The following is a 21,649-nucleotide window of genomic DNA, read 5'->3' as shown; positions in this document are numbered from 1 at the left end:
AGATCATGGCGCGATCAATGGTGATAAAGGTGACGGCGGGCATGGACGCCCCGGAACGGTGCAACCAGGCGTTCACCGTCGCCGCGGCGGCAATCGCGAGCGGCGTCCCGGTGTCGCTCTGGCTGACCGGCGAATCGGCGTGGTACGGCCTGCCCGGCCGCGCGAAGGAGTTCACCCTGCCGGAGGCCACCCCGCTCGCCGACCTGCTCGACATCGTGCTCACGAACGGCAAGGTCACCGTCTGCACGCAGTGCGCCGCCCGCCGGGGCATCGGCGTGGACGACGTGATCGATGGCGTGCGCATCGCCGGCGCCTCGACCTTCGTGGAGGAGGCGCTCGGCGAGGGCGTGCAGGCCCTGGTCTACTGACGCCGACCGCTGACGCGACCTCAGCGGGGCAGGACGGCGCCGAGCCGCTCCTCGCGGAGGCGGTCGTACCAGGTGTCGTCGATGGGGAGCAGCGGGCCGGTGGCCCAGCCGAGGAACACGTCGGCCAGCCACGGGTTGCGGGCCAGCGCGGGCCCGTGCAGGTACGTGCCGACGATCTTGCCGGTGTGGCAGCCCTCGGTGCCGTCGCCGTTGCCCACGCCCACCACGGTGCGCGACAGGGGCCGCACACCGGAGCCCAGGCGGGTGACGCCCATGTGGTTCTCGAACCCGGTCAGCATGTGACCGCCGAGGCCCGTGTCGACCTCCGCGGCCAGCTCGCCCACCGCACGGGCCGGGCCGCGGCGGCTCTCGATGTCGAGGAGGCCGATGCCGGCCACCGGCTGGCCCTCCTCGCCGCCGAACACGGTGCCCATGATCTGGTAGCCGGCGCAGACCGCGAGCAGCGACGCGCCCTTGTCGATGGCCCGCGCCAGGCCGTCGTCACGGCGCAGGCGCTCGGCGGCGAGGATCTGCGGGCGGTCCTCACCGCCGCCGATCAGGTAGATGTCCCCCGAGTCGGGCACCGGGTCGGCCGAGCGCACGTAGACGGTCTCGACCGGGATGCCGCGCTTACGGGCCCGCTGCTCCAGGATCAGCACGTTGCCCTGGTCGCCGTAGGTGCTCAACAGGTCCGGGTAGATCCACACGATGCGCAGGGCGCTCTCAGACTGCACGGCCGAACTCCGCTCGAATCTGCTGGAAGGCGGTGTAGTTGGCGATCACGTCGACCCGGCCGGGCCCCTGGCGCCGCACCGCGTCGTCGAAGGTGTCGCAGAGCTGGAACGCCACCCCGGCGACGTCCAGCCGCAGGGCGAGGTCGAGCCTGCGCTCCCCGGTGACGAACACCGGGCGGCCGCTGAGCACGCGGTAGTCGACGTCCCAGAGCCACGAGGTGTCGCGGCCGTCGGGCCCCTGCGCGTTCACCGACAGGATGATCGGCAGCGCGGGGTCGGCGACCTCGAACGCCTCCAGCCACCCGGCGGGGTTCTTGGCCAGCAGCAGCCGCAGCACCCGGCCGTCCCGCTCCACGGTGGTGTACCGCCCGGCGACCGACCGCACCTCGCGCAGCCGGGGCAGCGCCCGCTCCACGGGCAGCCCGAACACCTCGGCGGTGGCCAGCGCTATGGCGGCGTTGGCGCGGTTGGCGCGGCCGGGGAGCTGCAGGTCGAGCACCCAGCGCTGCCCGGACGGGTCGATCACCGCGTCGTCGTCCAGCCTCCAGGACGGCTCGGGGCGGCGGAACGTGCACTCGCGGCACGCCCAGTCGTCGTCCTTGCGGTCCAGCGGGCCGCCGCACTCGGGGCAGCACCAGGAGTCCTCCTTCCACGGCTGCCCGCACGACACCCACGTGACCTGGGAAGCGGTGCTCGCGCCCCAGGTGACGAGCGGGTCGTCGCAGTTGGCGATGACGTGGGTGTCGCGGCCGGCGAGGGCGCGGCGCCACTTCTGGGCGAGCAGCCAGATCTCGGCGGCGCGGTCCATCTGGTCGCGGCTGAGGTTCATCAAGCAGACGACCCCGGCCTCGGTGGTGTCGAGCACCTCGGGGAGGTACTTCTCGTCGACCTCGAGGACGGCGAGCGGCGCCTGCTTGGCCTGCGACAACGCGGAGACGTGCCCGGCGGGCATGTTGGCGCCGAAGGCGTTGGTGGCGACCTCGCCGAGCTCCTGGAGCTCGGAGGTGATCAACCGGGTGGTGGTCGTCTTGCCGTTGGTGGCGCTGACCAGCACAAGCTTGCGGTCCGCGGCAAGTTTGCGCAGAAGGTCAGGCTCCAGGATGAGCCCGACCCGCCCCCCGATGACCGATCCGTCGCCACGCCCGGTGACCCGGGAGAGCGTGGCCGCCGTACGCCCGAGGGCACTCGCGAGCTGAGCCCGCAGCGGTAGCTGGGTCATGCCCGTGATCCTAGTGGGGCCGACACGAAGAACGCCTCACGGGCGGACAATCGCTAGTCCAGGAACGACAGCTCAGGCTGGTTCTCCTCTCCGCCGTCGAAGGGGTGGACGAACCTGCGCGGCCAGGACAACACGGTCTCCAGCCACCCGGCGGCCATGGTGTGCGCGATGTGCCGCACCCGGTCGCGCGGCTCCACGCCGACGGCGACGGTCGCGAAGTCCCGCTTGATGCCCTCGTGCTCGTCGTCGCCGAGCAGCACCCGCCAGGCCAGCACCCGGTTGCGCTCCATCTCCATGGACAGCGGGTGGTGCCGCAGGGCTTTGGCCCGGTGGCCGAGCAGCTCGGTGCGGGTCGTGATGTCCGGGGCGGCGCCGTTCACCCCGAGGTGCGGGTACGGACGCCCGGCCGCGTCGGTGCCGAAGAGCGCGTACTCCATGGCGGGAGCGGGGCTGCGCAGGTCGGGCGGCGGGTGGCCGTACGGGAACAGCCGGTCCACCTCGTGCACCCAGCGGATCTGCGGGATCACCCACGCCGCCCCGGGCCGGTCGCCCGCCGCGAGGCCGCCCTCGCCGTTCTCGGCGGCCTCGGCGATCTTCGCGGACGAGCCCGGCGACAGCAGCGCCGCGGCCACCTCGGCGCCCTTCACCGTGAGCAGCCCGGGGTCGTAGAACGTGCGCAGCGACCACGCCCTGCGGGCCACGGCCCGCTCCACCAGGGTGGCGAGCAGGCACTCGCGGCGCCGGGCCGGCAGCTCCGCCCAGATGTCGGCGAGCACCCGCGGCACCCCGGGCAGCGGCCGGTTGGCGCAGAACGCCAGCACCAGCGTGTCCGTCCAGATGCGCAGCCACGCCCACTCCGGCGCGTCGGCCAGCAGGTCGGCCTCGCGCAGCTCGACCAGCGTGCAGGCCTTGCCGGTGGCGCACTCGTGCCCGCACGCGGCGGAACGGCGGCCCTGGATGGGCGGGATCGGCCTGGGTACGGTGCGCTCGCGGCCCTCGCCGAGCGGCACCTGGATGCGCAACGGCCGGTCCATGCCGTCCGCGAACACCGCGGCGATGCCGGGCTGCAGCGACACGACCTGCCGGGACTGCTCCTCGCTGAGGTTGATCGCCGCGCCGACCAGCCGCCGGTCGTCCTCGGCGGGCAGCCGGTGCACGACCTTGAGCGCGGTGTTCTTCACCACGTCCGCGATGAGCTTGGTGGGGATCTGCTCGGCCACCACGATGCCCTCGCCGTACGCGCGGATCTCGGCGAGCATGCCGGCCAGCAGCTCGACGGCGTGCGTGCTGGCCCGCTGGGAGCCGCGGTCGCGCAGCAGCCGGTGCGCCTCCTCGATCACGATGACGTGCCGCAGGCCGCCGGCCTTCTCCTGCCTGGCCCGCATGCGCAGGTGCTCGACGATGCGGATGATCAGCGTGCCCATGAGGAACGCCTTGTCCTCGTCGTTGGCGACGTCCTCGATGGCCAGCACCACGTTGCGCTTGAGCAGGCCGCCGATGTCGGCGGGGTGGCCGCCCTCGAAGAACCGCCCGGCCGAGCCGACCCGCAGGCTGCGCAGCCGCAGGGAGATGAAGCCCTCGACGTCGGCCTGCACCTCGTTGCCGTAGCCGATCTCCTGGATGACCTCCAGGGCGTGCGCCTGTAACTGCTCGAGCGTGGGCACGGCGGGCTGCACGGGGGCGCCGGGGATGCCGCCGCCGGTGACGACGTCCCAGCCGTTGGCCTCGTACACCCGCTGCAGCGCCAGCGACATGATCTGCGGGAACGGCTCCTCGGCGTCGAAGGCGGCCATGAACAGCGCGCGCACCATGTCGATGTGGGCCTGCACCGGGTACCCGGGCTCGGGTGCCAGCGGGTTGACGCTGAACGGCACGTCGTCCGGCGCCGAGGGGTTGATCACCGTCAGCGGCGCCAGGTGCTCCACGCGGCCGGCCATCGCGGCGTACTCGGACTTGGCGGGCTCGATGGCGAGCCACGGGATGCCCGCCTCGGTGAGCTGCTCCAGCAGGTGGCGCACGGTCTGCGACTTGCCCGACCCGGTGGCGCCGGTGATGAACGCGTGCCGGTTGAGCGTGGCGAGCGGCACCCGGAACGACCCGACGGCGCGGTCCTGCCCGTCGATGATGGCCCCGAGGTCGAGCAGCGGCTCGCCGGTGCTGCGCACGTCGGCCTCGCTGGTCACGTCGAAGAACCCCGCGTCGAGCACCCGCACGCCGGGCACCTCGCGGCGCGGCAGGCCCGCCAGCGCGGCGAGCGCACCCGCGGTGGCGGCGAACGGCGCGCCGGCGTCGTCGGCCTGGTCCTGCAGGGCGGCGCCGAGCACCTCGGGGAAGCCGTACACCGGGTCCACGACGCCGGGGCGGCCGAACCCGGCGAGGATCGGCAGGGACAACGCGCTGCGCAGCCGGTACGGGTGGTGGCTCATCTCCACCGAGCCCACCAGCACGGGGGCGATCTGCCGCAGCTCGTCCAGCCCGGCGGCCCCGGCGATGACGCGGACGTTCCACAGGCCGGCCTCGCGGAACGCGTCCAGCTCCTGCATGCGCCGCTCGGCCCGCTCGGCGTCGAAGCGGCTGCGCTCGGAGGCGTCGCCGTACTGCCGCAGCACGTTGAGCTGGGTGCGCAGGTGGCCCACCTCGGTGTCAAGCAGGTTGGTCGGCTCGGCGACCACCAGCCACGCGAACGGCCGGGACATCAGCGTCACCAGGGTGGACTCGAACAGGGTGGGGCGCAGCAGCTCGTCGGGGCCGGGCTCCCTGCGGCCGGACAGCGGCGGGGCCTGCCGTCCGAGGCAGGGCGTCCAGGTGAGGTCGGCGAGGTCGGCGAGCCAGTCGTCGCCGATGCGCACCCCGCGGGCGCCGCCGGGGAACAGCAGCGGCTGCGGGCCCTGCGGCGGCTCCTCAAGCGCGCCGCCGGCCGCGCGGCGCGGCGGGCGGGGCGGGGTGAGCGGGCCGGCGTTGGTGATGAGTTCGAGGGGCGCGCCGGAGCCGCGGGACAACCAGCCGATGACGAACGGCCGGTTGCGCTGTGCGGCGGACAGGACGGCGGGCAGGACCGTGACGAAGTCCCACTCGGCCGAGGAACTGCGCGAGGGGGCCGTGATCGCCTGGATGCGGTACCACGGCCCGCTCGACGGGAACGGCGCGCTGGACGCTGCTGAGGACACGCTTGCCTGCATATCAAGCCCAAATGCCTTATGCCACCGACGTTTGCCAGGGGATTACCTGTTCAATGCGTTCTCCTCCAGTCCAGCCGCTCCGGCGGGGGGCCGAGGTTCGGCGGGAACGGATCCTCCTCGGGGTCGCTCTTCGGCGTCCCCGGCGTGAGCATGACCCGGCGGACCTCCTCGAACTCCCCCAAAGTGGTCTTGGGGAACGTGAGGATGGCCGGGTTGGCGTCGGCGAGCCGCACCTGGCGGCCCTCGGCGGTGGCGTGCGTGACGATGACCGAGGTGGTGGGGAGCTGCTGGAGCTGGTGCGGCTCCACCAGGAACTCGCGGCTGCGGTGCAGCACCCGCTCCTCGCCCATGGCCTTGGTGGCACTGCGGCCCCACTCGGTGGACTCGGTGATGCCCTCGCGCAGCCCGCCCTCGTCGCTCCTCTCCTCCTCGCTCTCCGCCCCCGCGGGGGCGGCGCCGTCGCGCACGGTGGAGATGTAGGTGCCGTTCAGGCCGTCCACGGCGGGGCTGATGGTCTCGGTGAGCTGGGCCAGCTCCAGGCGGTGCTCGGTGCCCATGTGCTCGCTCGCCACCCGGGCGTCCTCGGCGTTGCCGAGCCGCATGAACGCGACGGCGGCGTGGCCGCGGCCGAGGCGCTCGCGCACGGTCGGCGTGAGCGAGCGGTAGGTGAGCACCAGGCCGGTCTGGGAGGTCTCGCAGGCGTCCATGAGGCGGTCCAGCACGTCGCCGCGCAGTTTGTCCGCGCCCGCCACGATGATCGTGTGGTACCACGGCCGTTCCGACGCGGGAGACTGGCGCAGCACGTGGGTGAGCGCGGTGGCGACGTATGTGCCGAGCACACGGTTGCCGAACACCCCCGCCTGGCGGTCCATGGACACCACCCGCAGCCGGGCGTGCGGCAGCCGCACGGCCTCGGAGCCGAGCGCCTCCAGCTTGCGGAGCTGCGACTCGAGGGCCCAGGCGCGCTCGATGACGACGCGGTCGGTGACCCCGCGGCCGAACAGCGTGCCGATGCGTTCGAGCTGGGTGGCGGTGAGCAGCCCCGACCGCAGGTCGTCGCGCGGGTCGCCCACCTGCGCCAGGGCCCGCAGCGCCGCGGTCACCTGGTTGATCCTGGCGTTCTCGCCGAGCACTTCGAGCACCCGCTCCAGGATGGCGTTGTCGAAGCTCAGGTCCCGGGTGGTGCGGTGCTCCTCGCTGACGCTGACCACGTGCGCGAGCACGTCGGCGAACGCCTCCGGCGGCAGCGTGGCCCCGAGGTCCAGCCGCGGCAGGTCCACCGGCAGCACCCACACCAGCGGGTCGTCCCCGCCCCGGCGGGCCAGCTCGATGAGGTCCTTGGCGATGGCCCCCTCGGACAGGTCGAGCACCGTGAGATGCCCCCCGCTGTACAGCCGGGTGGCCCCGAGCAACGTGATGAGCGCCGACCACCCCGGCAGCGTGCCCCCCGCCACGTCGATCCGGTCGATCTCATCCGGGATGGCCACCGCGTACCAGGTGAGCTGCTTGTCGTACAGCTCCTTCTTCGCGGCCCACTCCCGGTACCGCTCGGCGTGGTCCTCCTGCGCGTCGTAGAGCTTCTTCTCGCGTGTCTCCCGCCGCCGCTCCGCCCGCGCCTCCTGCTCCCGTATCCGGGACCACAGCGCCCGTTCCCCCTGCCGCACGACGTACCCGCACACCAGGGCCACCCCGCCGGTGACCACCAGCCCGATCGCCGCGAACGACCACCCGATCACCTCGGTGAACCCCAGCACCAGGATCAGCACACTGAACAGCACCATGAGGATGCCCACGGTCTTCACCGGCCGGTTGAGCAGATCCTCCTGAAGCCGCTCCCGGCGGATCCACGCCGGATCCACCGCCGCGGCCTCCTCAGCCACCTCACTGGGCGACGGCCGCCGGGGCGGCGCCCCCGGATCTGGATACATCAGGGCATACTGCCACCCAAGGTAGATGCGATCAGCCTGTAGCTGCGCATGGTCTGGGTGCCCTTCCGCCACCGGACCTCCACCTGTTCGATGGTCGCGCCTGCTGAAGAGCCCGGCTCCTGCCACCATGTCCGCTCTCCGACTGTGCAAGCGTAAGAGCTACTCCCCACACTCGGGCACGGTTCTCGCCATTCGGACCGATTTCCTGACCCCCGCCCTCACCTGTGCGACAGAAGAGGCGCAAGAGACGGCATCATGATCATCTTAGCTGTGCCACCCCCGCGAGGACAGGCCTCCGGCTGATCGGGCCGACCACGGAGCTCTCCATGAGTTCCCGGATGCGTGTGGTGGCGACGCGATCACCCTCCGGCGATATGCCGCTTATATGACCACCACTAGGTGTCTGGTGTGTATCTATGGGGCCAAGGAAGCAGAAGGGGAAAGAGGGACGACTACCATCCTGTCCCATGACGTCCACCCCTCCTCGTGGCGCCCGGCGCCGGCGTCCGGTCCTCGTGCCGGTCCTCGCCGTCCTGGCCGCCGTGACCCTGGGAGTGAGTGCGGCCTTCGGCGGCTTGGAGGACGCCCCTGAGGAGCCCGCTGAGCAGCTCGGAAAGGGCGCGGAGTTCGACCAGGGCCAGATGCGCACGGTCTTCGAGGACGCCGTCGTCCGCGAGGGCCGGAAGTTCGAGATGGGTGTGGACGGCCGACGATATCTCCAGATCATGCTGAAGGTCACCAACCAGACCGACCGCACGATCGAGGCACAGGCGATGGACCGCGCGCTGCCCACCGTGCGTACCGATATCGGCACGATCAAACCGCCGGCGAAGCCGGGTGGTGACCCCTTCATCAGATCGATCTCGCAGAACCGGCCGTACGGTCAACTGCACCCCGGCGTGCCCACGGCCGTCGTCCTGTCCTTCGAACTGGAGCCGGGAGCGCCCATCCCGAAGAAGCTGAGCATCGACGTGGCCACCTTCGAGTGGCACGAGGACTTCTTCAACCGGACCCATTACTGGAGGCGGGTGGAGGGCCCGGCGATTCTCGTCTCCCCTGCGGCGTCCCCCTCCTCGAGCGTGAACCTGCCGGCACCGAAGACCACCGTCCCGGCCATAGTGGCCGCGCGGGTCGAACTGCCGGTGCGGGTGGAATCGTGATGGCCCTCTCCCCTGGCCTTGTGCCCGACGTCTCCCCCGCACCCGACCGGCCGAGCGGCCCACGACGGCCTGTCTGGCGCCGAGCGCTGGCTGCCACCCTGGGGCTGGCCCTCACCGCGGGCGCCGTGTACGTCCAGACATTCGCGATGACGGCGGACCAGCAGCGGGCGCCGCTGACCGTGTCTGGTGGCATACGGCAAGAGGTGGGCAACGACCAGTTCTCCGCCCGGCTGGAGCGCGTCGAGTTCGTTCGCTCGGTCCGGGTGAAGCGGCCGTACAGCACCGAGGAGGCCACTACCGACCAGGCCCTCCTGGTCGTCAAGATCGGCGCCACCTCCGCCCGGCGGCCGCTGCGGCTCGCCCCGTTCCTGGTCACCGAGGACGGCCTGCGCTTCACCGCCACCGACAAGGTTCACCCGAGCGCGACGATCACAGAGAGATGGGTGCAGCCAGGCTGGTGGCGTTCGGGGCTGTGCTTTTTCGAAGTTCCTCCGGACAAGATCGCCGGTGCGCGGGTGGTCGTCATGGAGAAGATCACCGACCTGTACGGCGATCAGTACATGCCCGAGGTGTCCTTGGACCTCGGCCTGGACGAGGCTCTGGTACGTCAGGGGATCGAGTCCGCCAAGGACGGCTACGAGGTGAGCGGCACGTGAGCAACCAGGACCCCGGCGACACCGGCGTGTGGCGCCCGCCCGCCAGCGAGCTGTCATGGTTCGCGCCCGCTCCGCGCCTGGCCCGGCCAGACGTCCGGGTGTGGCCGCCGACCCCCCCCGACGAGCCACGGAGCACGTCCACGGTGCCGATGCCCGCTGTGGGCAGGGGCCCGGCGCCCGGCTCTCAGGCCCCGCCACCGCGCGCCACGGCGCCGACTGATTGGTTCGCTCCCACGGGCGCCCCGCGCCAGGCCGCCCCCGTCCTGCCGGAGGCGTCCCAGGAGGAGCCGCAGCCCGCCCCGGCCACCCGCTCCCCCGCCCGTCGCCGGAGGATGCGGACCGCGGAGAAGGTCACGTTGCAGATCTTCGGCGCCGTCGTCCTGACGGCGGCCCTCTTCGCGGTCTGGGGCTACGACGAGTTGGCGCGCTACGAACGCGACAGCGCGCCACAGGTACGTCATGTCGCGCCGGGCCAGGACGCGACGCTCCTCAACACCCGCTGGCGGCTGATCGGTCTGGAGGTCATGGCGACCCAGCCGGAGAGCCAGGCCCCGGGCACCGTGTCGATGCAGATCGAGGTCGAGGGCACCGCACTGAACGAGCACGGCGTCTACTATTCGATAGGGCCACCGGGCTTCCGGCTGGGTGATGACAGTGGCCGCACCTGGATGGCACTCGCCTGGAAGGCTCCCGACAAGCTCACTCCTGGCGTTCCCGGCCGCTTCAAATTGATCAGTTCGGTTCCGGAGCAAGTGGCCGACCGGGTGGAGCTGCTGCTGTGGCCGAACGAGAACGCCGCCTCGCGCGAGCAGGGCCAGGCTCTCCGGTTCGACGGCTGACCGTGTCGCCGGTCTGATCTCCGGCGGGCTCCTCCGACGTCTGAGTGGCCCTGCGCCGACGCTCGGCGCCGGCCGCGATGTCGAAGGTAGCCGCCAGCAGACACGTCGTCAGCACGGTGAAGACGAGGCCGAGGGCGACGTTCATGGGTACCAGGAAGACGTTCAGGTACAGCCGCGGATGGTCGCTGCCGATGAGGTAGACGAGGCCACGCCAGGCGTAGTCCCGGCCTACCTGCAGTCCGACGAAGCAGAGCGCGAAGTACCCGAACAGGGGTGCCCCGCCGCGGATCGTCAAGCGCACCGTGTGCAGGAGCGGCACCCAGTCGGCCCACCGGCCGGCGAACCGCGTCAGGGAGCGGCGGGTCATCGAGTGTGTGCGCTGGTTGAGCATGGTGCTCGTCTGGGTGGCCACCCCCTCCAGCCGCGTACCCTTGATCACGCCTTGGGCGTCCTCGGCGTACGCGCCGTACATGAGGATCGCGACGGTGAGCCAGGCCGCGGGCAGCACCAGCGCGTCCCAGGCGTACGGTCTGACGGCGTCCACCAGTTCGCCCAGAACCGACAACACGGGCACGTGGACCTGTAACTGCTCGAGGAAATCGCTCCACCACGTCCAGGCCAGCCGCTCACCCACCCAGTCGGCCCGCGATGCGACGACCTGGGCGCCGTAATAGAAGACCGCCAGGTTGCAGAAAGCCGCGGCCAGCGCCGCGAAAGGACTCTCGTTGCGCTCGTGCCACAAGACGAACAGATAGCCGCCAAGGAAGGCCACGGCCATGATGGTCAGCGTGGTGGTGAAGTTCAGGTCGGTCAGGGCGCGCGCGGTGTCGACGTTGTCGCCGGTTGCCAGGTTGTAGAAGGCCCCCAAGGCACCCTTCTCGTCCGCCTGCCGCTGGATGTCCATATCGAGGAAGTCGCGGACATCGTCCAGGTGCCATCCCCAGGCTAGGTACAACGCGACGAAGGGAATGATGACCCGGCCGAGGGTCGCGGTGAACCGTTCGTCCTCGTCCCCGTCGGCCCGCCTCGCCCTGATCTCCGACAGTGAGCCGCGGAGCGAGTAGAACATGCCGGCGCTGACCACCAGGAAGGCCATGACCATGACGATGAAGACCAGCATGGTCAACGCCAGACGCAGGTCCCGCATCGAACCATGGCTCAGCTCGGTACCGCCGACGAGCAGCCCGAACCGCACAAGCTGTCCAGCCGAGTACCACATGACCAGCGGCAGAATGCACCGCCCCGCCAGGCGAAGAGTGTGCAGCGGCAGCGCGTACACCGACGGCGCCGACAGGCGCACCTCAGTCTGTGTCTCGCCCGGCACCGGGCGAGACACAGGAGCCACCGTCGAGGATTCAGACATCCGGCACATGTTATCCATGCGCATCACTGTTCGCAGGTTGTCAGGGACAACCGAGATGAACGTGCGTCACGCCCGACGCAGGAGTCGTGAGACACCACGACGAGCGTGACGCACGTCGGCTCACCGGTCAGCCGAGGCCGTAATAGGACGTCCCCTGGAAGCCCGGTCCGCACGCCACCACCGACCCGAAGCGGGAGGCGCTGACCGAGCTGGCCGACAACCCTGCGCTCGACCAAAGACGATTATTTTGGCCTTCGGTCTTCATATAATCCTTTATGGCATCGTTGAGCTTGTCGCAGTAGCCCACCGCGAACTTCCGTGTCTGCTTGTCCGACATGTTGACGGGATCCGGCAACTTGGTGCCGAACATCTTCTCATCCCGTAGATCGTGGACATCATTACGAAAGTCCTCGAGATCGCAAGGATTATCCCAGTTTCGATAGCAGACTTCCTCGAGCCTGCTGATGTCGGGAATTACGGCAGTCCCTAGGCTGGACTTCTTGTCACAAGCCTGACCGTTCCCCCTTTTCTTCTTCTTTTTCGGCTTCTTCGCCACCGACATCCCGGCCGCGTCGCCGTTGTTCACCGGGTCCTGGGCGCTGTACTCGTAGTTGTTCGCCGAGCCGCCGCGGATCGGATCGACCTGGAGGAAGCGGCCCACCGCAGGGTTGTACACCCGGGCGCCCATGAGGACGAGGCCACCGATGCCGTCCGACGGCCGTGCCTGCTCTCCCTGCCAGCCGTACCTCTGCGTGGCGCCGCCACCGGCGGCGGGGCTGCCGTACTCGGCGAACTCCGCGTACGAGTCAACGCCGGTAGCCGCTGGATCGTTCGCGACCGTGGCAACGATGTCGCCGCCCATGTCGGCGATCTGCAGTTTGGTGTCCGTAGGACTCTGCACCGCGGCGAGCCCGCCGAAGACCTCGAGGTTCCTGGTCCAGGAACCGTCCGACTCAGAGATCCACGCCGGTGTGTCGCCGGCGCCGGAGTAGTGGTTGACGACGGTCCCGGACGAGGGCCCGCCGGTGACAACGGTGGTGTCGATCCGACCTGCCGGATCGAGGGTGAACGTCTGGGAACGGGATCCCTGCGTGAGGGTCGCGATCCTGTCGTTGGCGTAGTACGCGGCGGTCAGCGCGGTCCCGCCACCGACCTGCCCGCCGGGCACGGTCAGGGTCCGTCCCAGATTGTCGTAGCCGTATCCGGCGTCGGTGAGCCGGTCGGCCGTGTCGTAGGTGTGCTGCTCGCTCATAGGCGTGGTCGTGGTCGAGCACGATCCGTCCACGGCGGCGGGATAAGTCGACAGGCCCGTGCGGTTGGAGTTGACGTCGAGTTGGTAGACGCGAGTCGTGCAGGCACCGCCGGCGGGGGTCTCCTGCACCCGCATCAGCCGCCCGGCGAGGTCGTAGCGGTAGCGGCGCAGCCCGCCGGGTGACGTGGTGCCGGTCGTCTGGCCATCGGCGTCCACCTGCTCGGTGAATTGGAGCCACGGCGACCAGTTCGTCCGGTCCATGCCGTAGGCCAGCCCGGTGCGGCGGCCGGTGCTGTCGTATCGGTCGCCGGCCCACAGACCGTTCGGATACGTCCGCAGGTCCAGCCGCCCGTCCTGGTCGTAACCGGCCTGGAAGGTGCCTACGCTGGTTTGAACGCTGGTGAGCAGTCCACGACGCTCCGGCCGTCCGAGCGCGTCGTCGCCGTCGTAGCCGTAGATTGTCGTGCCCTTGCCGTCGTTCACGCTGGCCACGCGCCCGTCGAGGTCGTACCCCGTGACGGTCACATTGCCGGTGGCGTCGGTGTACGACACCGGACGGCCGAGCGTGTCGTAGCCCGTGACGACGCTCTTGCCGCCCGCCGAGACCTGCGTGGGCAGGCCGGTCGCCGCGTCGTAGCCGAACGTGGTGCCGGGCACGGGGGTCCCGCCGTTGGCCTGCGGGGTGACCGTGAGCGTGCGCGAGATCAGCCTGCCCGTGGTGTCGTAGCCCGAGGTCGAGGTGCGGACGGTGGTGCCGGCGGTCTCGGTGACGGTCGCGGGTTGGAGGTAGTAGGTGTAGGTCTTCTTCGTCGTGGCCAGCGGCGGGCCGGCAGGCTGCGCCTTGGGACCGATCTGACAGACCAGACCCGCCCACTGCGGCTTGTTGGCGCAGGCCGGGTACGCCGAGTTGGCGCCGGCCGTGTAGTAGCCCCAAACGGTGGTGCCGGCGTCGTTGCCGTTGCTGCCCTGCCCGCGGCTCTCGATCACCCGCCCGGAGGAGTCGTAACGGTACTTCTGCACAAGGTCGCTCTGGCCGTTCATCACCACGGTGCTCGTGGTGGCCTTGCGCAGCTTCCACCCGGAGGGGTCACCGGCCTGGACCGGGTCGTACCCGTTCTTGCTGAGGCTGACGTCCGCGGCGCCGATGGACGTGTCCCCATCCAGGATCACTGGCTCCATCTTCGTGGTCGTGCCGAGGTGCCAGTCCTTGTCCGCGTAGCTCACCCCGAACTCGTCCGTCCCCGTGACGGGCTTGCCCTCGTCATAGATGTAGGACGTGCGCACGCGCGCCGCGACCACCCTGCCGGAATCGAGCGTCACCTCGGCGGCCGGATCGAGGTGAGTGAGCTGGTCGCTGTCGGCGTTGTAGGTGTTCACCGAGGCCAGCAGGTTGGCACGCGCCGCCGGGTCCGGCTGGGCGGCCACGAAGGGAAGCACCTCTGCGGTGGGGTTCAGGGCGAGTGCGCGGTTGCGCGCCGTGAGCTCCCAGATCGTGTTGCCCCGGTCGTCGTATCGGGTGCTGGAGACCTGCCAACCGCCCGCCCCGAAGGCCGCGCCGTTCACGGGCCGGCCTTCGGCGTCCAGATAGGCCAGCCCGGCGTACGGCCAGTCCGCGGCACCCGGCACGTATGACCCGTCACCCGCCCGAGGCGGGACGTGCGAGGCCGGGAAGAGGGCGGCACCGGTGACCGGCAGATCCTCCACCTGACCCCATGTGGCCGTCTGGGCGGCAGAGAGGTCGACCGGCGCGGCCGCTCCCGTCAGCGGTACTCCGTAAGCCACGGCCTGTACCGATTCGCCCTGCGGAGTGGTGCGAGCGGTGTGCGCCACCCGGCCCGCGGTGTCGTATTCGATCCGTACCGGTTCGACGCCGGGCGGGGTGATCTGCGAGAGCCTGCCCTGGCCGGTGTAGTAGTAGACGACGGCGAGGCCGGTCAGCGCGTCGGTGACCTTCCTGAGGTGTCCGGTGGAGTCGTACTGGTAGGTCGCCACGACGGTGCTTCTCATCACACCCGCCGGATCGGCCGCCACGTAGGTGAGTTGCTTGACCAGGCCCGTGTAGTCGCCCCAGCCGCTGGACACGCCTGTCGCCGTGGTGGTGGAGGCATAGGTGATGTCCAGCGCGCGGCAGCCCGTCACCAGGGTGCCTGTGCATGTGACGTCCGTGGGTGGCGGGGCCAGCAGGCGGGAGTAGCGGCCGGAGGCATCGATGACGTAACTGGCGGTCGACTCACTGGCGGGGGTCTCCACTGTGCTGACCGTCCACCGCCCGCCGGCGTTCTTCACCCAGGTCGTCGTACTGTCGTCCGGGCCGATGTAGACGAACTCGTTCGCGGACCGCTTGAAGATCCGTGAACCATCCTTGGCATCGCCGACACCCCGGAACGAGCCGTCGGCGGCGAGCAGGTAGGTGGAGATGACCCGGCCAGGTCCGACGAGCTGGACGTACCCCTCCGCCGAGTGGTCGTCGAACTGATGGGAGGAACGGCCGGACTGGGCGGGGAAGGCCGCCGACCACCCCGGGCCGAAGACGCCAGCCGCCCCCTGTTCGGTGTACGGCTTCAGTGTCGTGTGGGTACGGCTCACGCCGAGGCCTCCGACGGAGGCGTCGGTGGCGCCGACGGAGAGATCACCGGTCAGCAGCGAGACACTGCCCGGGCCGAGGGCCGCCGTCGCCTCGGACTCACCGAAGCCGCCCTCATCGACGAACAGCAGCCGTGCCGGGCCGCATGCGTCCGCCGTGCCGGCGGCCATGAAGCAGGGCCTCACCTCCACGGGCCCCGGCGGTCGTCCGGCGGACACGAGCGTCGCCGCGACGTTCCACACGAGTCCCATGAACGGGTTCTGCGGGTCAGTACGTGTGAACGGCCACGACGTCAGTGGCGCGCCACCGCCGGGAGGGGTGACGTCTGCGGCGGGCACGGCGGCCCAGGGTCCGGAAGCGCTGAGATCCGTGCGGTACTGGTACCGGACGCCGGTCCATGTGGGCCGGGCGGTGGCCGCCAGGGTCACCGATCGGCGGGTGTGCGTACCGGTGCCCGGTTGCAGGAGCGCGCCGTCGCCCACCCCGAAGGAATGCGCGGCCACCGCGTTCCGGCCGACCTTCACATACAAGGTGTGCCAGCCTTGTAGAGGCGAGATCTGCAGCGTCGCGCTGCCCGTACCCTTGCCCGTCTGGGAGGTGGCCGGGTCGTCCAGCCCCCAGGTGAACGGCACTGCTCCACCGGAGACCAGCGTCACAGTGCAGGTGGCGGGACCGCTCTTGACCGGGCTCCACTGCCCCGCCGGGTAGTCGGGACACGTGACGCCGGTGGCGCCGGCGGCTGCGGCGACGGTGACGTTCTGCCACGCGGTCCACGCCGAGTACGCCGCGCCGTCAAAGGCGCGAGCGCGCCACCGCACCTTCCAGCCGTCGAGCAGTTTCCCGGCCGGCATGCTCACCAGGGCGGGGCCGTTGCCCTGGACGCCGTCCACCGCGCCGGACCAGATCTGGCCGGTGCCCTGCGTGACCGCGGACGGGTCGTGTTCGAGGTCGAACTCGACCCTGCGCACGATGCCGTCATCGGTGAACCGCGCCTGGAGTTGCGGAGTGACCGAGGTCGCCTGCACGGTGCCGTCCGCCGCGGTGACCGACGGCCATGTCACCAGCGGGCCGGCTTCCGGAGGCAGCGCGTAGGTGACCGAGAGCATCGGAGGACGGACGTCGGCGCCGTACGAGGACGGGGAGTCGAAAAGGCGCTCGAACGGCGAGACAGACGTGTTCTCGGCAGCCAGTTGCAGACTGAGCCCATGGCCCGCCGCACCCGCCGCCCAGGCTTTCGCGATGTCGGTGACCTGCCAACGCCAGAGCGCGGGCTGGGAGGGCGACGAGCCGGAACATCCCGTCGGGTCGGTGGCGACCTGGGCACCGACGGGGGTCGTCGCCGGCTTGCCGGACCACCCGACGCCGCTGTTCCACGCGGCGGTGATCTGCCGCGCCTGAATCTGGACGGCGCCGCAGCCCCAGTTGCCGCTGGACATGGACGGCTCGGTCCGCGGTCCGGTGGTCGTACTGGAGGGGCATTCTCCGAGATCCCACCAGTCCGCGCTACTGCTGGTGGGCGTGGCCCAGGTCGTCTTGTTCGCCTCCCAGTGGCGGTTGTTCCGCGACACCCGGCTGCCGGAGGAGTACTGCGTCAGGTTGCTCCAGGCCGGATATGTGCACTGGTAGGTCCTGGTAATCGTGGGCCCGGACGCTGACATGTAGTCCTGGTAGGAGCGGGCCTCACCACCCGGGCTGCGCAACTCCAGCCGGGCGTCCACGACGGTCTTGCCGACGAGTTGCGACGTGTCGAACCCCAGCAGGGCCCGGGAGTACCGTCGCTCGGACGAGAAGTCCTCCCACCTGATGTCGTGGTTGCCAACGTCGAGGGAACCGTTGGTGCTTATGCCCGTGCCGGAGTAGACCGTGGCGCTCGTCGTCACGGGCAGCGTGATCGTCGGGTCGACCGTGACGGGATACCTGGTCGCCGGATCCGTCAGGAAGGCCATGTCGGGCTCCAGGACGAGCACCTGGCCGCCGTCCCGGGACTCGACTTTCACCGAGAGAGGGCCGCTGCGGACCGGTCCTGACTCGCTCGCCGTGGCGGGAGAGTCGTACATGACCGGTTTCGGTGCGGCGGCGGCGAGCTCCCCCTCGTCGTCGGTGAGCTCCAGCGTGCCCCCGGCGGCCTCACCGAGCTTCAAGCCCCGCGCCTCGACGGGAAAGGTGAACCGTAGGTCGCCGGTAGGGCGCTGCCGAACGACCAGGTCGAAACGGAAGCCGGTCGGAAGGGCGGTGACCACCAGGTCGGTTCCGCCCTCACCGTCCACTCCTGGGTACGTGGCGATGTTTCCGGCCACCTGCGGCGTGGGCAGTTCCGACGGCCAGCGCAGTCCGAACCGCTTGTCCGGGTTCTGGGCGATGGCGGCGAGCGGCGCGTCCGCTCCTCCCGCGGAGAACTCCACTTGCGCCTTGGCGGCCTTCGGCCGGAAGACTCCGCCCGACTCCACCAGCGTGGTGTCCACGGGGACCCACTGCCCGTCCTCGCGCACACGGACAACACCGGACGCAGCCTCCACCGTCAGTGACCCGTCCGGGTTGGCGTACGTCAAAGATGATTCGGTCGTCTCGGACTCGACGGCCACCCGTGCGTTCTGCAACCGGGCGGTGAGGATGGCCGAAGCCCGGTCGGGCCGCACAGTCACCGGCGCACGCGCGGTGGTCGTGCCTGCGGGCGCCGTCTGGGCCGCCACCTCCGGGGTTCCGGTCAACGAGGCGAGCAACACCACGCTCGTCAACAGCGCCAGGCCCCGGGCCGACCAGCCCGTCTTCCTTCGCCGTTTGCCAATGACAGAAAACAGTGAAACGTCCCGCCCACCCACGCGAACTCCTCGAAAGTCACATAAATCCATCGGATCTTGCGATCGGACGATAGATCGGGTGTTCGACGCGGCCTAGACGAGTGCGGATGATATCCGTTGTGACATAACTCTCGATGTCCACTAAGGGACACATATCGCGATATGCACGCCAAATAATGATATGGCCCGCATCCTCGAACCTGCCGAGGCCTGCCCGGGCCCAGCGGCGTTCGTGAGACTTGCTGGACAGCACCGCAACGCCTGAGGGCCGACGTCCCCAGTGGGAATGCCGACCCTCAGGCTTCGGATGTGTGGGCGAAGGTCAGACGGCGACCTGGAGCTGGGAGACCTCGCCGAGGCGGGCCTCCACCGCGACGTCCTTGGTCCTGCCGCCGCCCGCGATGATGCGGACGGTCCAGGAGCCGGGGGCGGCGAAGAAGCGGAAGATGCCTTCGTCGGAGACGACGACCTCGCCGGTGAACTCACCGGAGTGGTCGAGCAGGCGGGCGTACGCGGTGCCGGCGCCGGTGACGACGCCCTGGATCACGGCCTGGGTGGCCAGGTCGATGCCGGCGGGCAGCGCTACGGTCTGCTCCGGTGCGGCGCATCCCTGTGCGGCGGTGGTCATCGGGCCTCCCCGAGCTCGATCGGCACGCCTACGAGCGAGCCGTATTCGGTCCAAGAACCGTCGTAGTTCTTGACGTTGGCCTGCCCGAGGATCTCGTGCAGGACGAACCAGGTGTGCGCGGAGCGCTCACCGATGCGGCAGTAGGCGATGGTGTCCTTGCCGAAGTCGACACCGGCCTCGCCGTACAGCGTGCGCAGCTCGTCGTCGGAGCGGAACGTGCCGTCGTCGTTGGCCGCCTTGGACCACGGGATGTTGCGCGCGGTCGGGATGTGGCCGGCGCGCTGCGCCTGCTCCTGCGGCAGGTGGGCCGGCGCGAGCAGCTTGCCGGTGAACTCGTCGGGCGAGCGCACGTCCACGAGGTTGAGCTTGCCGATCGCGTTGACGACGTCGTCGCGGAAGGCGCGCAGCGTGAGGTCCTGGTCCTTGGCGGTGTACTGCGTCGCGGGACGCGCGGGCACCTCGGTCACCAGCTCGCGGGAGTCGAGCTCCCACTTCTTGCGGCCGCCGTCCAGCAGGCGGACGTTCTCGTGGCCGTACAGCTTGAAGTACCAGTAGGCGTAGGCGGCGAACCAGTTGTTGTTGCCGCCGTACAGCACCACGGTGTCGTCGTTCGAAATGCCCCGAGCCGAGAGCAGGGCCTGGAAGCCCTCACGGTCCACGAAGTCACGGCGGACCGGGTCCTGCAGGTCCTTCTTCCAGTCGATCTTCACGGCGCCACGGATGTGGCCCTTGTCGTAGGCACTGGCGTCCTCGTCGACCTCGACGAGCACGACACCAGGGGTGTCGAGGTTGGCCTCGACCCATTCGGCGTCCACCAGTACGGCGGAGCGGCTCATTGGGGAACCTCCCGTTATCGGGTTAGCGGCGGTGTGATCAAGTACGTCGGGGCACCGGCCGGCAGGGCCGGGACGCGGTTCAGGAACGTGGCGAGCAGGCCGCCGGCCCGTGGGCAGGACACGATCGCGCCTAGGCGCGAGCCTGCTGGGTCAACCTGCATGACGGGATGCTCCTGAAGGGGTCGTGCCGATGGGAACGGGCACTCTTCAGATCGGTGGCGGTACGGACCGCGACGGATCGCCCTCAGGCAGTGCGACAGAGCGCGGTGGCGACGCGGCAGAAATCGACCGCCCGCCGCTTCGTCAGCTCTGTCGAGGATGTCATGTCCACGACAGTACCTCCGGTCTCGGAATCTGTCACGTCGCGTCCGTTTCGTGAGATACCGTGCGCCCGAGCACCGCGATCACATCTGCTTTACGGGGAAGCCCGGCGGCTCTCTTCATCACCGTGCCCGCCGCGTCCAGCACGAACACCGTCGGCGTGCTCTCCACGCCGAGCCGTCTGACCAGGTCGAGCCGCGACTCGGCGTCCACCTCGACGTGGCGCACCCCGGCGACCATGCCCGCCACTTCCCCCAGCACCCGCCTGGTGGCACGGCACGGCTGGCAGAACGCCGTGGAGAAGTGCACCAGGGTGGCGCGTTCACCCAGCTCGGCGCCGAGATCGGCCGCCGACACGGTCTCCATCTGACCCCTCACCGCGCGCACCGCGGACGGGCGGCGCTACCGCAAGGGTAGCCACAGCAGCCGCTTGCCGGTCGAGGTGCTGATCTCGAAACCCTCGATCGTCTCGGCGCTCAGCTCGGTCTGGCCGGTGAACGTGGCCGTGCCGTCGCGGTAGTCGGCCTGATCGACGGTCCAGCCGCCCGCGGGGGCCTTGGTGCCGTCCAGCCCGACGGCGGTGACGCGGCAGGAGGTGCCGTCCGGCACGCCGGACAGCCGGATCACGATCGAGGTGCCCTCGGCGCCGCGGGGGGTCAGGGTGAGGTCGGCGCGCACGCCGGCCCGTTCGCCGGACAACATGCGCGCGGCGGCGTCCTTCTGGGCCGCGGGCGAGCCGGCCGGGTCGGAGCCCACACGGCCCTGCGGGGGCGAGGCCATGCCGTGCGGCGCGGCCGTGCCCGTGGCGAGCATCGGCTGGTCCGCGGCCTCAGGGGCGCCGCGTCCCTGCGTGTCGGCGCTCACCGCGGGGCTCGGCGTCGGCTGGGCCAGCGCGGCGGGCGCGGAGGCGTGCTCGCCGGGCCCGTCGCCGGCGAGGGCGAGGAAGGCCGTGCCACCGAGGGCGACCACGACCAGGGAGGCCGCGAGACCGAGCACGGCGCGGTTGAGCCGGCGGCGCCGCACCGACGTGGCGATCAGGCGGTCGAGCACCGCGTGCGGTGGCCGTCCCGCCTGCTCGATGTCCTCCTCGCCGACTTTGGCGAGCATGGCGGTCAGCCCGCCGAGCTCCTCCAGCTCGTCCCGGCAGCCCGCGCAGGTCGCCAGGTGCGCCTCCACCAGGAGGGCCTCCCGCGGCTCCAGCGCGCCGAGCACGTGCGCGCCGAGCGACATCCGTACCTCCTCGCACGTCATGGCGCCAGTCCCCGTTCCTCCAAGGCGAGCTTGAGCGCACGCAGGGCGTAGTACGTGCGTGACTTGACGGTGCCCGCCGGGATGCCGAGGATCTCGGCCGCCTCCTTCACCGATCGTCCGCGGTAGTAGGTCTCGACGAGCACCTCACGGTGCTCGGGGCGCAGGGCCGCGATGGCGTCGGCGATGGCCCACGACTCCACGGCGCGGTCCAGCTCGTCGTCGGCCGGGATCACGGCCAGCGCCTCGTCGCCGGTCTCCGGGGGCCGGGACTTGCGGGCGCGGTGGTGGTCGACCACCAGGTTGCGGGCGACGGTGAACAGCCAGGCCCGGACCGGACGGCCCTCCAGCATGTCCGGATGCTTCCACGCCCGCAGCAGCGTCTCCTGCACCACGTCCTCCGCCTTGCCCGGATCCCCGGTCAGTCGCAACACGTAACCGTAGAGCGACCCCGCGTGCTCGTCGAAAAGTGTCCTTATAAGCTGCTCGTCGGCTGTTCCGGCGGGGCTCACATCCTCATGACGGATCGCGGGGCC

General features: G+C 70.4%; 15 protein-coding genes. 4 read left to right on the top strand and 11 right to left on the bottom strand.

The genetic code is table 11. The features are described 5' to 3' along the window. The first annotated feature begins 5 nt into the window (after window positions 1-5). The gene (locus tag ABGB17_RS03780) at window positions 6-368 is read left to right on the top strand and encodes a DsrE family protein (RefSeq protein ID WP_347626284.1); all 363 of its coding nucleotides are present in this window, start codon (window positions 6-8) and stop codon (window positions 366-368) included. 20 nt (window positions 369-388) lie between these two features. On the opposite strand, the gene ABGB17_RS03775 is transcribed toward ABGB17_RS03780, so the two are convergent. The 4 genes from ABGB17_RS03775 to ABGB17_RS03760 all read right to left on the bottom strand — a co-directional run bounded on the left by ABGB17_RS03775 (window position 389) and on the right by ABGB17_RS03760 (window position 7,359). Continuing rightward, a complete protein-coding gene (locus tag ABGB17_RS03775; RefSeq protein WP_347626283.1) occupies window positions 389-1,102 on the bottom strand; it encodes a glutamine amidotransferase in 714 nt (237 codons plus the stop codon). Next, complete coding sequence (locus tag ABGB17_RS03770; protein ID WP_347626282.1) at window positions 1,092-2,321, bottom strand: MurT ligase domain-containing protein; 1,230 nt, start codon at window positions 2,319-2,321, stop codon at window positions 1,092-1,094. Before ABGB17_RS03770 ends, ABGB17_RS03775 begins: the two co-directional genes overlap by 11 nt. A gap of 53 nt (window positions 2,322-2,374) precedes the next feature. Then, complete coding sequence (locus ABGB17_RS03765; RefSeq protein ID WP_347626281.1) at window positions 2,375-5,488, bottom strand: ATP-binding protein; 3,114 nt, start codon at window positions 5,486-5,488, stop codon at window positions 2,375-2,377. Between the two features lie 62 nt (window positions 5,489-5,550). Continuing rightward, window positions 5,551-7,359, bottom strand: coding sequence for a hypothetical protein (locus ABGB17_RS03760; protein WP_347626280.1), 1,809 nt, complete (start codon window positions 7,357-7,359; stop codon window positions 5,551-5,553). A gap of 536 nt (window positions 7,360-7,895) precedes the next feature. Here ABGB17_RS03760 and ABGB17_RS03755 point away from each other — a divergent pair. From ABGB17_RS03755 to ABGB17_RS03745, 3 genes are read left to right on the top strand one after another with little or no spacing between them, the layout of a single operon-like run. After that, window positions 7,896-8,588 carry a hypothetical protein gene (locus ABGB17_RS03755; protein ID WP_347626279.1) on the top strand — a complete coding sequence of 231 codons (693 nt, stop codon included), beginning with the start codon at window positions 7,896-7,898 and terminating at the stop codon, window positions 8,586-8,588. Beyond that, window positions 8,588-9,244 carry a hypothetical protein gene (locus ABGB17_RS03750; protein WP_347626278.1) on the top strand — a complete coding sequence of 219 codons (657 nt, stop codon included), beginning with the start codon at window positions 8,588-8,590 and terminating at the stop codon, window positions 9,242-9,244. The genes ABGB17_RS03755 and ABGB17_RS03750 overlap by 1 nt, the downstream gene beginning before the upstream one ends. After that, window positions 9,241-10,083, top strand: a complete 843-nt coding sequence (locus ABGB17_RS03745; RefSeq protein WP_347626277.1) for a hypothetical protein — start codon at window positions 9,241-9,243, stop codon at window positions 10,081-10,083. The genes ABGB17_RS03750 and ABGB17_RS03745 overlap by 4 nt, the downstream gene beginning before the upstream one ends. Here ABGB17_RS03745 and ABGB17_RS03740 read toward each other — a convergent pair. The 7 genes from ABGB17_RS03740 to ABGB17_RS03710 all read right to left on the bottom strand — a co-directional run bounded on the left by ABGB17_RS03740 (window position 9,977) and on the right by ABGB17_RS03710 (window position 21,625). Beyond that, a complete protein-coding gene (locus ABGB17_RS03740; RefSeq protein ID WP_347626276.1) occupies window positions 9,977-11,446 on the bottom strand; it encodes a hypothetical protein in 1,470 nt (489 codons plus the stop codon). The genes ABGB17_RS03745 and ABGB17_RS03740 overlap by 107 nt on opposite strands. Before the next feature lie 127 nt (window positions 11,447-11,573). Next, on the bottom strand, window positions 11,574-17,990 hold the full coding sequence (locus tag ABGB17_RS03735; RefSeq protein ID WP_347626274.1) for an RHS repeat-associated core domain-containing protein: 6,417 nt from the start codon (window positions 17,988-17,990) through the stop codon (window positions 11,574-11,576). Between the two features lie 412 nt (window positions 17,991-18,402). Further along, the gene (locus ABGB17_RS03730) at window positions 18,403-18,708 is read right to left on the bottom strand and encodes a DUF1416 domain-containing protein (protein ID WP_347626273.1); all 306 of its coding nucleotides are present in this window, start codon (window positions 18,706-18,708) and stop codon (window positions 18,403-18,405) included. Further along, entirely contained in the window at window positions 18,705-19,544 is an 840-nt protein-coding gene (locus tag ABGB17_RS03725) for a sulfurtransferase (RefSeq protein ID WP_347626272.1), read from the bottom strand. The genes ABGB17_RS03730 and ABGB17_RS03725 overlap by 4 nt, the downstream gene beginning before the upstream one ends. Before the next feature lie 357 nt (window positions 19,545-19,901). Beyond that, window positions 19,902-20,231 carry a thioredoxin family protein gene (locus ABGB17_RS03720; RefSeq protein ID WP_347626330.1) on the bottom strand — a complete coding sequence of 110 codons (330 nt, stop codon included), beginning with the start codon at window positions 20,229-20,231 and terminating at the stop codon, window positions 19,902-19,904. 36 nt (window positions 20,232-20,267) lie between these two features. Next, the gene (locus tag ABGB17_RS03715; protein ID WP_347626270.1) at window positions 20,268-21,116 is read right to left on the bottom strand and encodes a zf-HC2 domain-containing protein; all 849 of its coding nucleotides are present in this window, start codon (window positions 21,114-21,116) and stop codon (window positions 20,268-20,270) included. Further along, window positions 21,113-21,625, bottom strand: a complete 513-nt coding sequence (locus tag ABGB17_RS03710; RefSeq protein ID WP_347626269.1) for a sigma-70 family RNA polymerase sigma factor — start codon at window positions 21,623-21,625, stop codon at window positions 21,113-21,115. The genes ABGB17_RS03715 and ABGB17_RS03710 overlap by 4 nt, the downstream gene beginning before the upstream one ends. Window positions 21,626-21,649 lie beyond the last annotated feature (24 nt).

The sequence above is a fragment of the Sphaerisporangium sp. B11E5 genome, assembly GCF_039871875.1.
GTDB lineage: Bacteria > Actinomycetota > Actinomycetes > Streptosporangiales > Streptosporangiaceae > Sphaerisporangium.
This window is presented reverse-complemented; position numbering and strand designations above follow the sequence as displayed.

Coding starts and splice junctions, on each gene's coding strand:
- ABGB17_RS03740 (WP_347626276.1), bottom strand. CDS start 11,446: ATGTCTGAATCCTCGACGGTGGCTCCTGTGTCTCGCCCGGTGCCGGGC.
- ABGB17_RS03770 (WP_347626282.1), bottom strand. CDS start 2,321: ATGACCCAGCTACCGCTGCGGGCTCAGCTCGCGAGTGCCCTCGGGCGT.
- ABGB17_RS03720 (WP_347626330.1), bottom strand. CDS start 20,231: ATGGAGACCGTGTCGGCGGCCGATCTCGGCGCCGAGCTGGGTGAACGC.
- ABGB17_RS03730 (WP_347626273.1), bottom strand. CDS start 18,708: ATGACCACCGCCGCACAGGGATGCGCCGCACCGGAGCAGACCGTAGCG.
- ABGB17_RS03715 (WP_347626270.1), bottom strand. CDS start 21,116: ATGACGTGCGAGGAGGTACGGATGTCGCTCGGCGCGCACGTGCTCGGC.
- ABGB17_RS03750 (WP_347626278.1), top strand. CDS start 8,588: ATGGCCCTCTCCCCTGGCCTTGTGCCCGACGTCTCCCCCGCACCCGAC.
- ABGB17_RS03780 (WP_347626284.1), top strand. CDS start 6: ATGGCGCGATCAATGGTGATAAAGGTGACGGCGGGCATGGACGCCCCG.
- ABGB17_RS03755 (WP_347626279.1), top strand. CDS start 7,896: ATGACGTCCACCCCTCCTCGTGGCGCCCGGCGCCGGCGTCCGGTCCTC.
- ABGB17_RS03725 (WP_347626272.1), bottom strand. CDS start 19,544: ATGAGCCGCTCCGCCGTACTGGTGGACGCCGAATGGGTCGAGGCCAAC.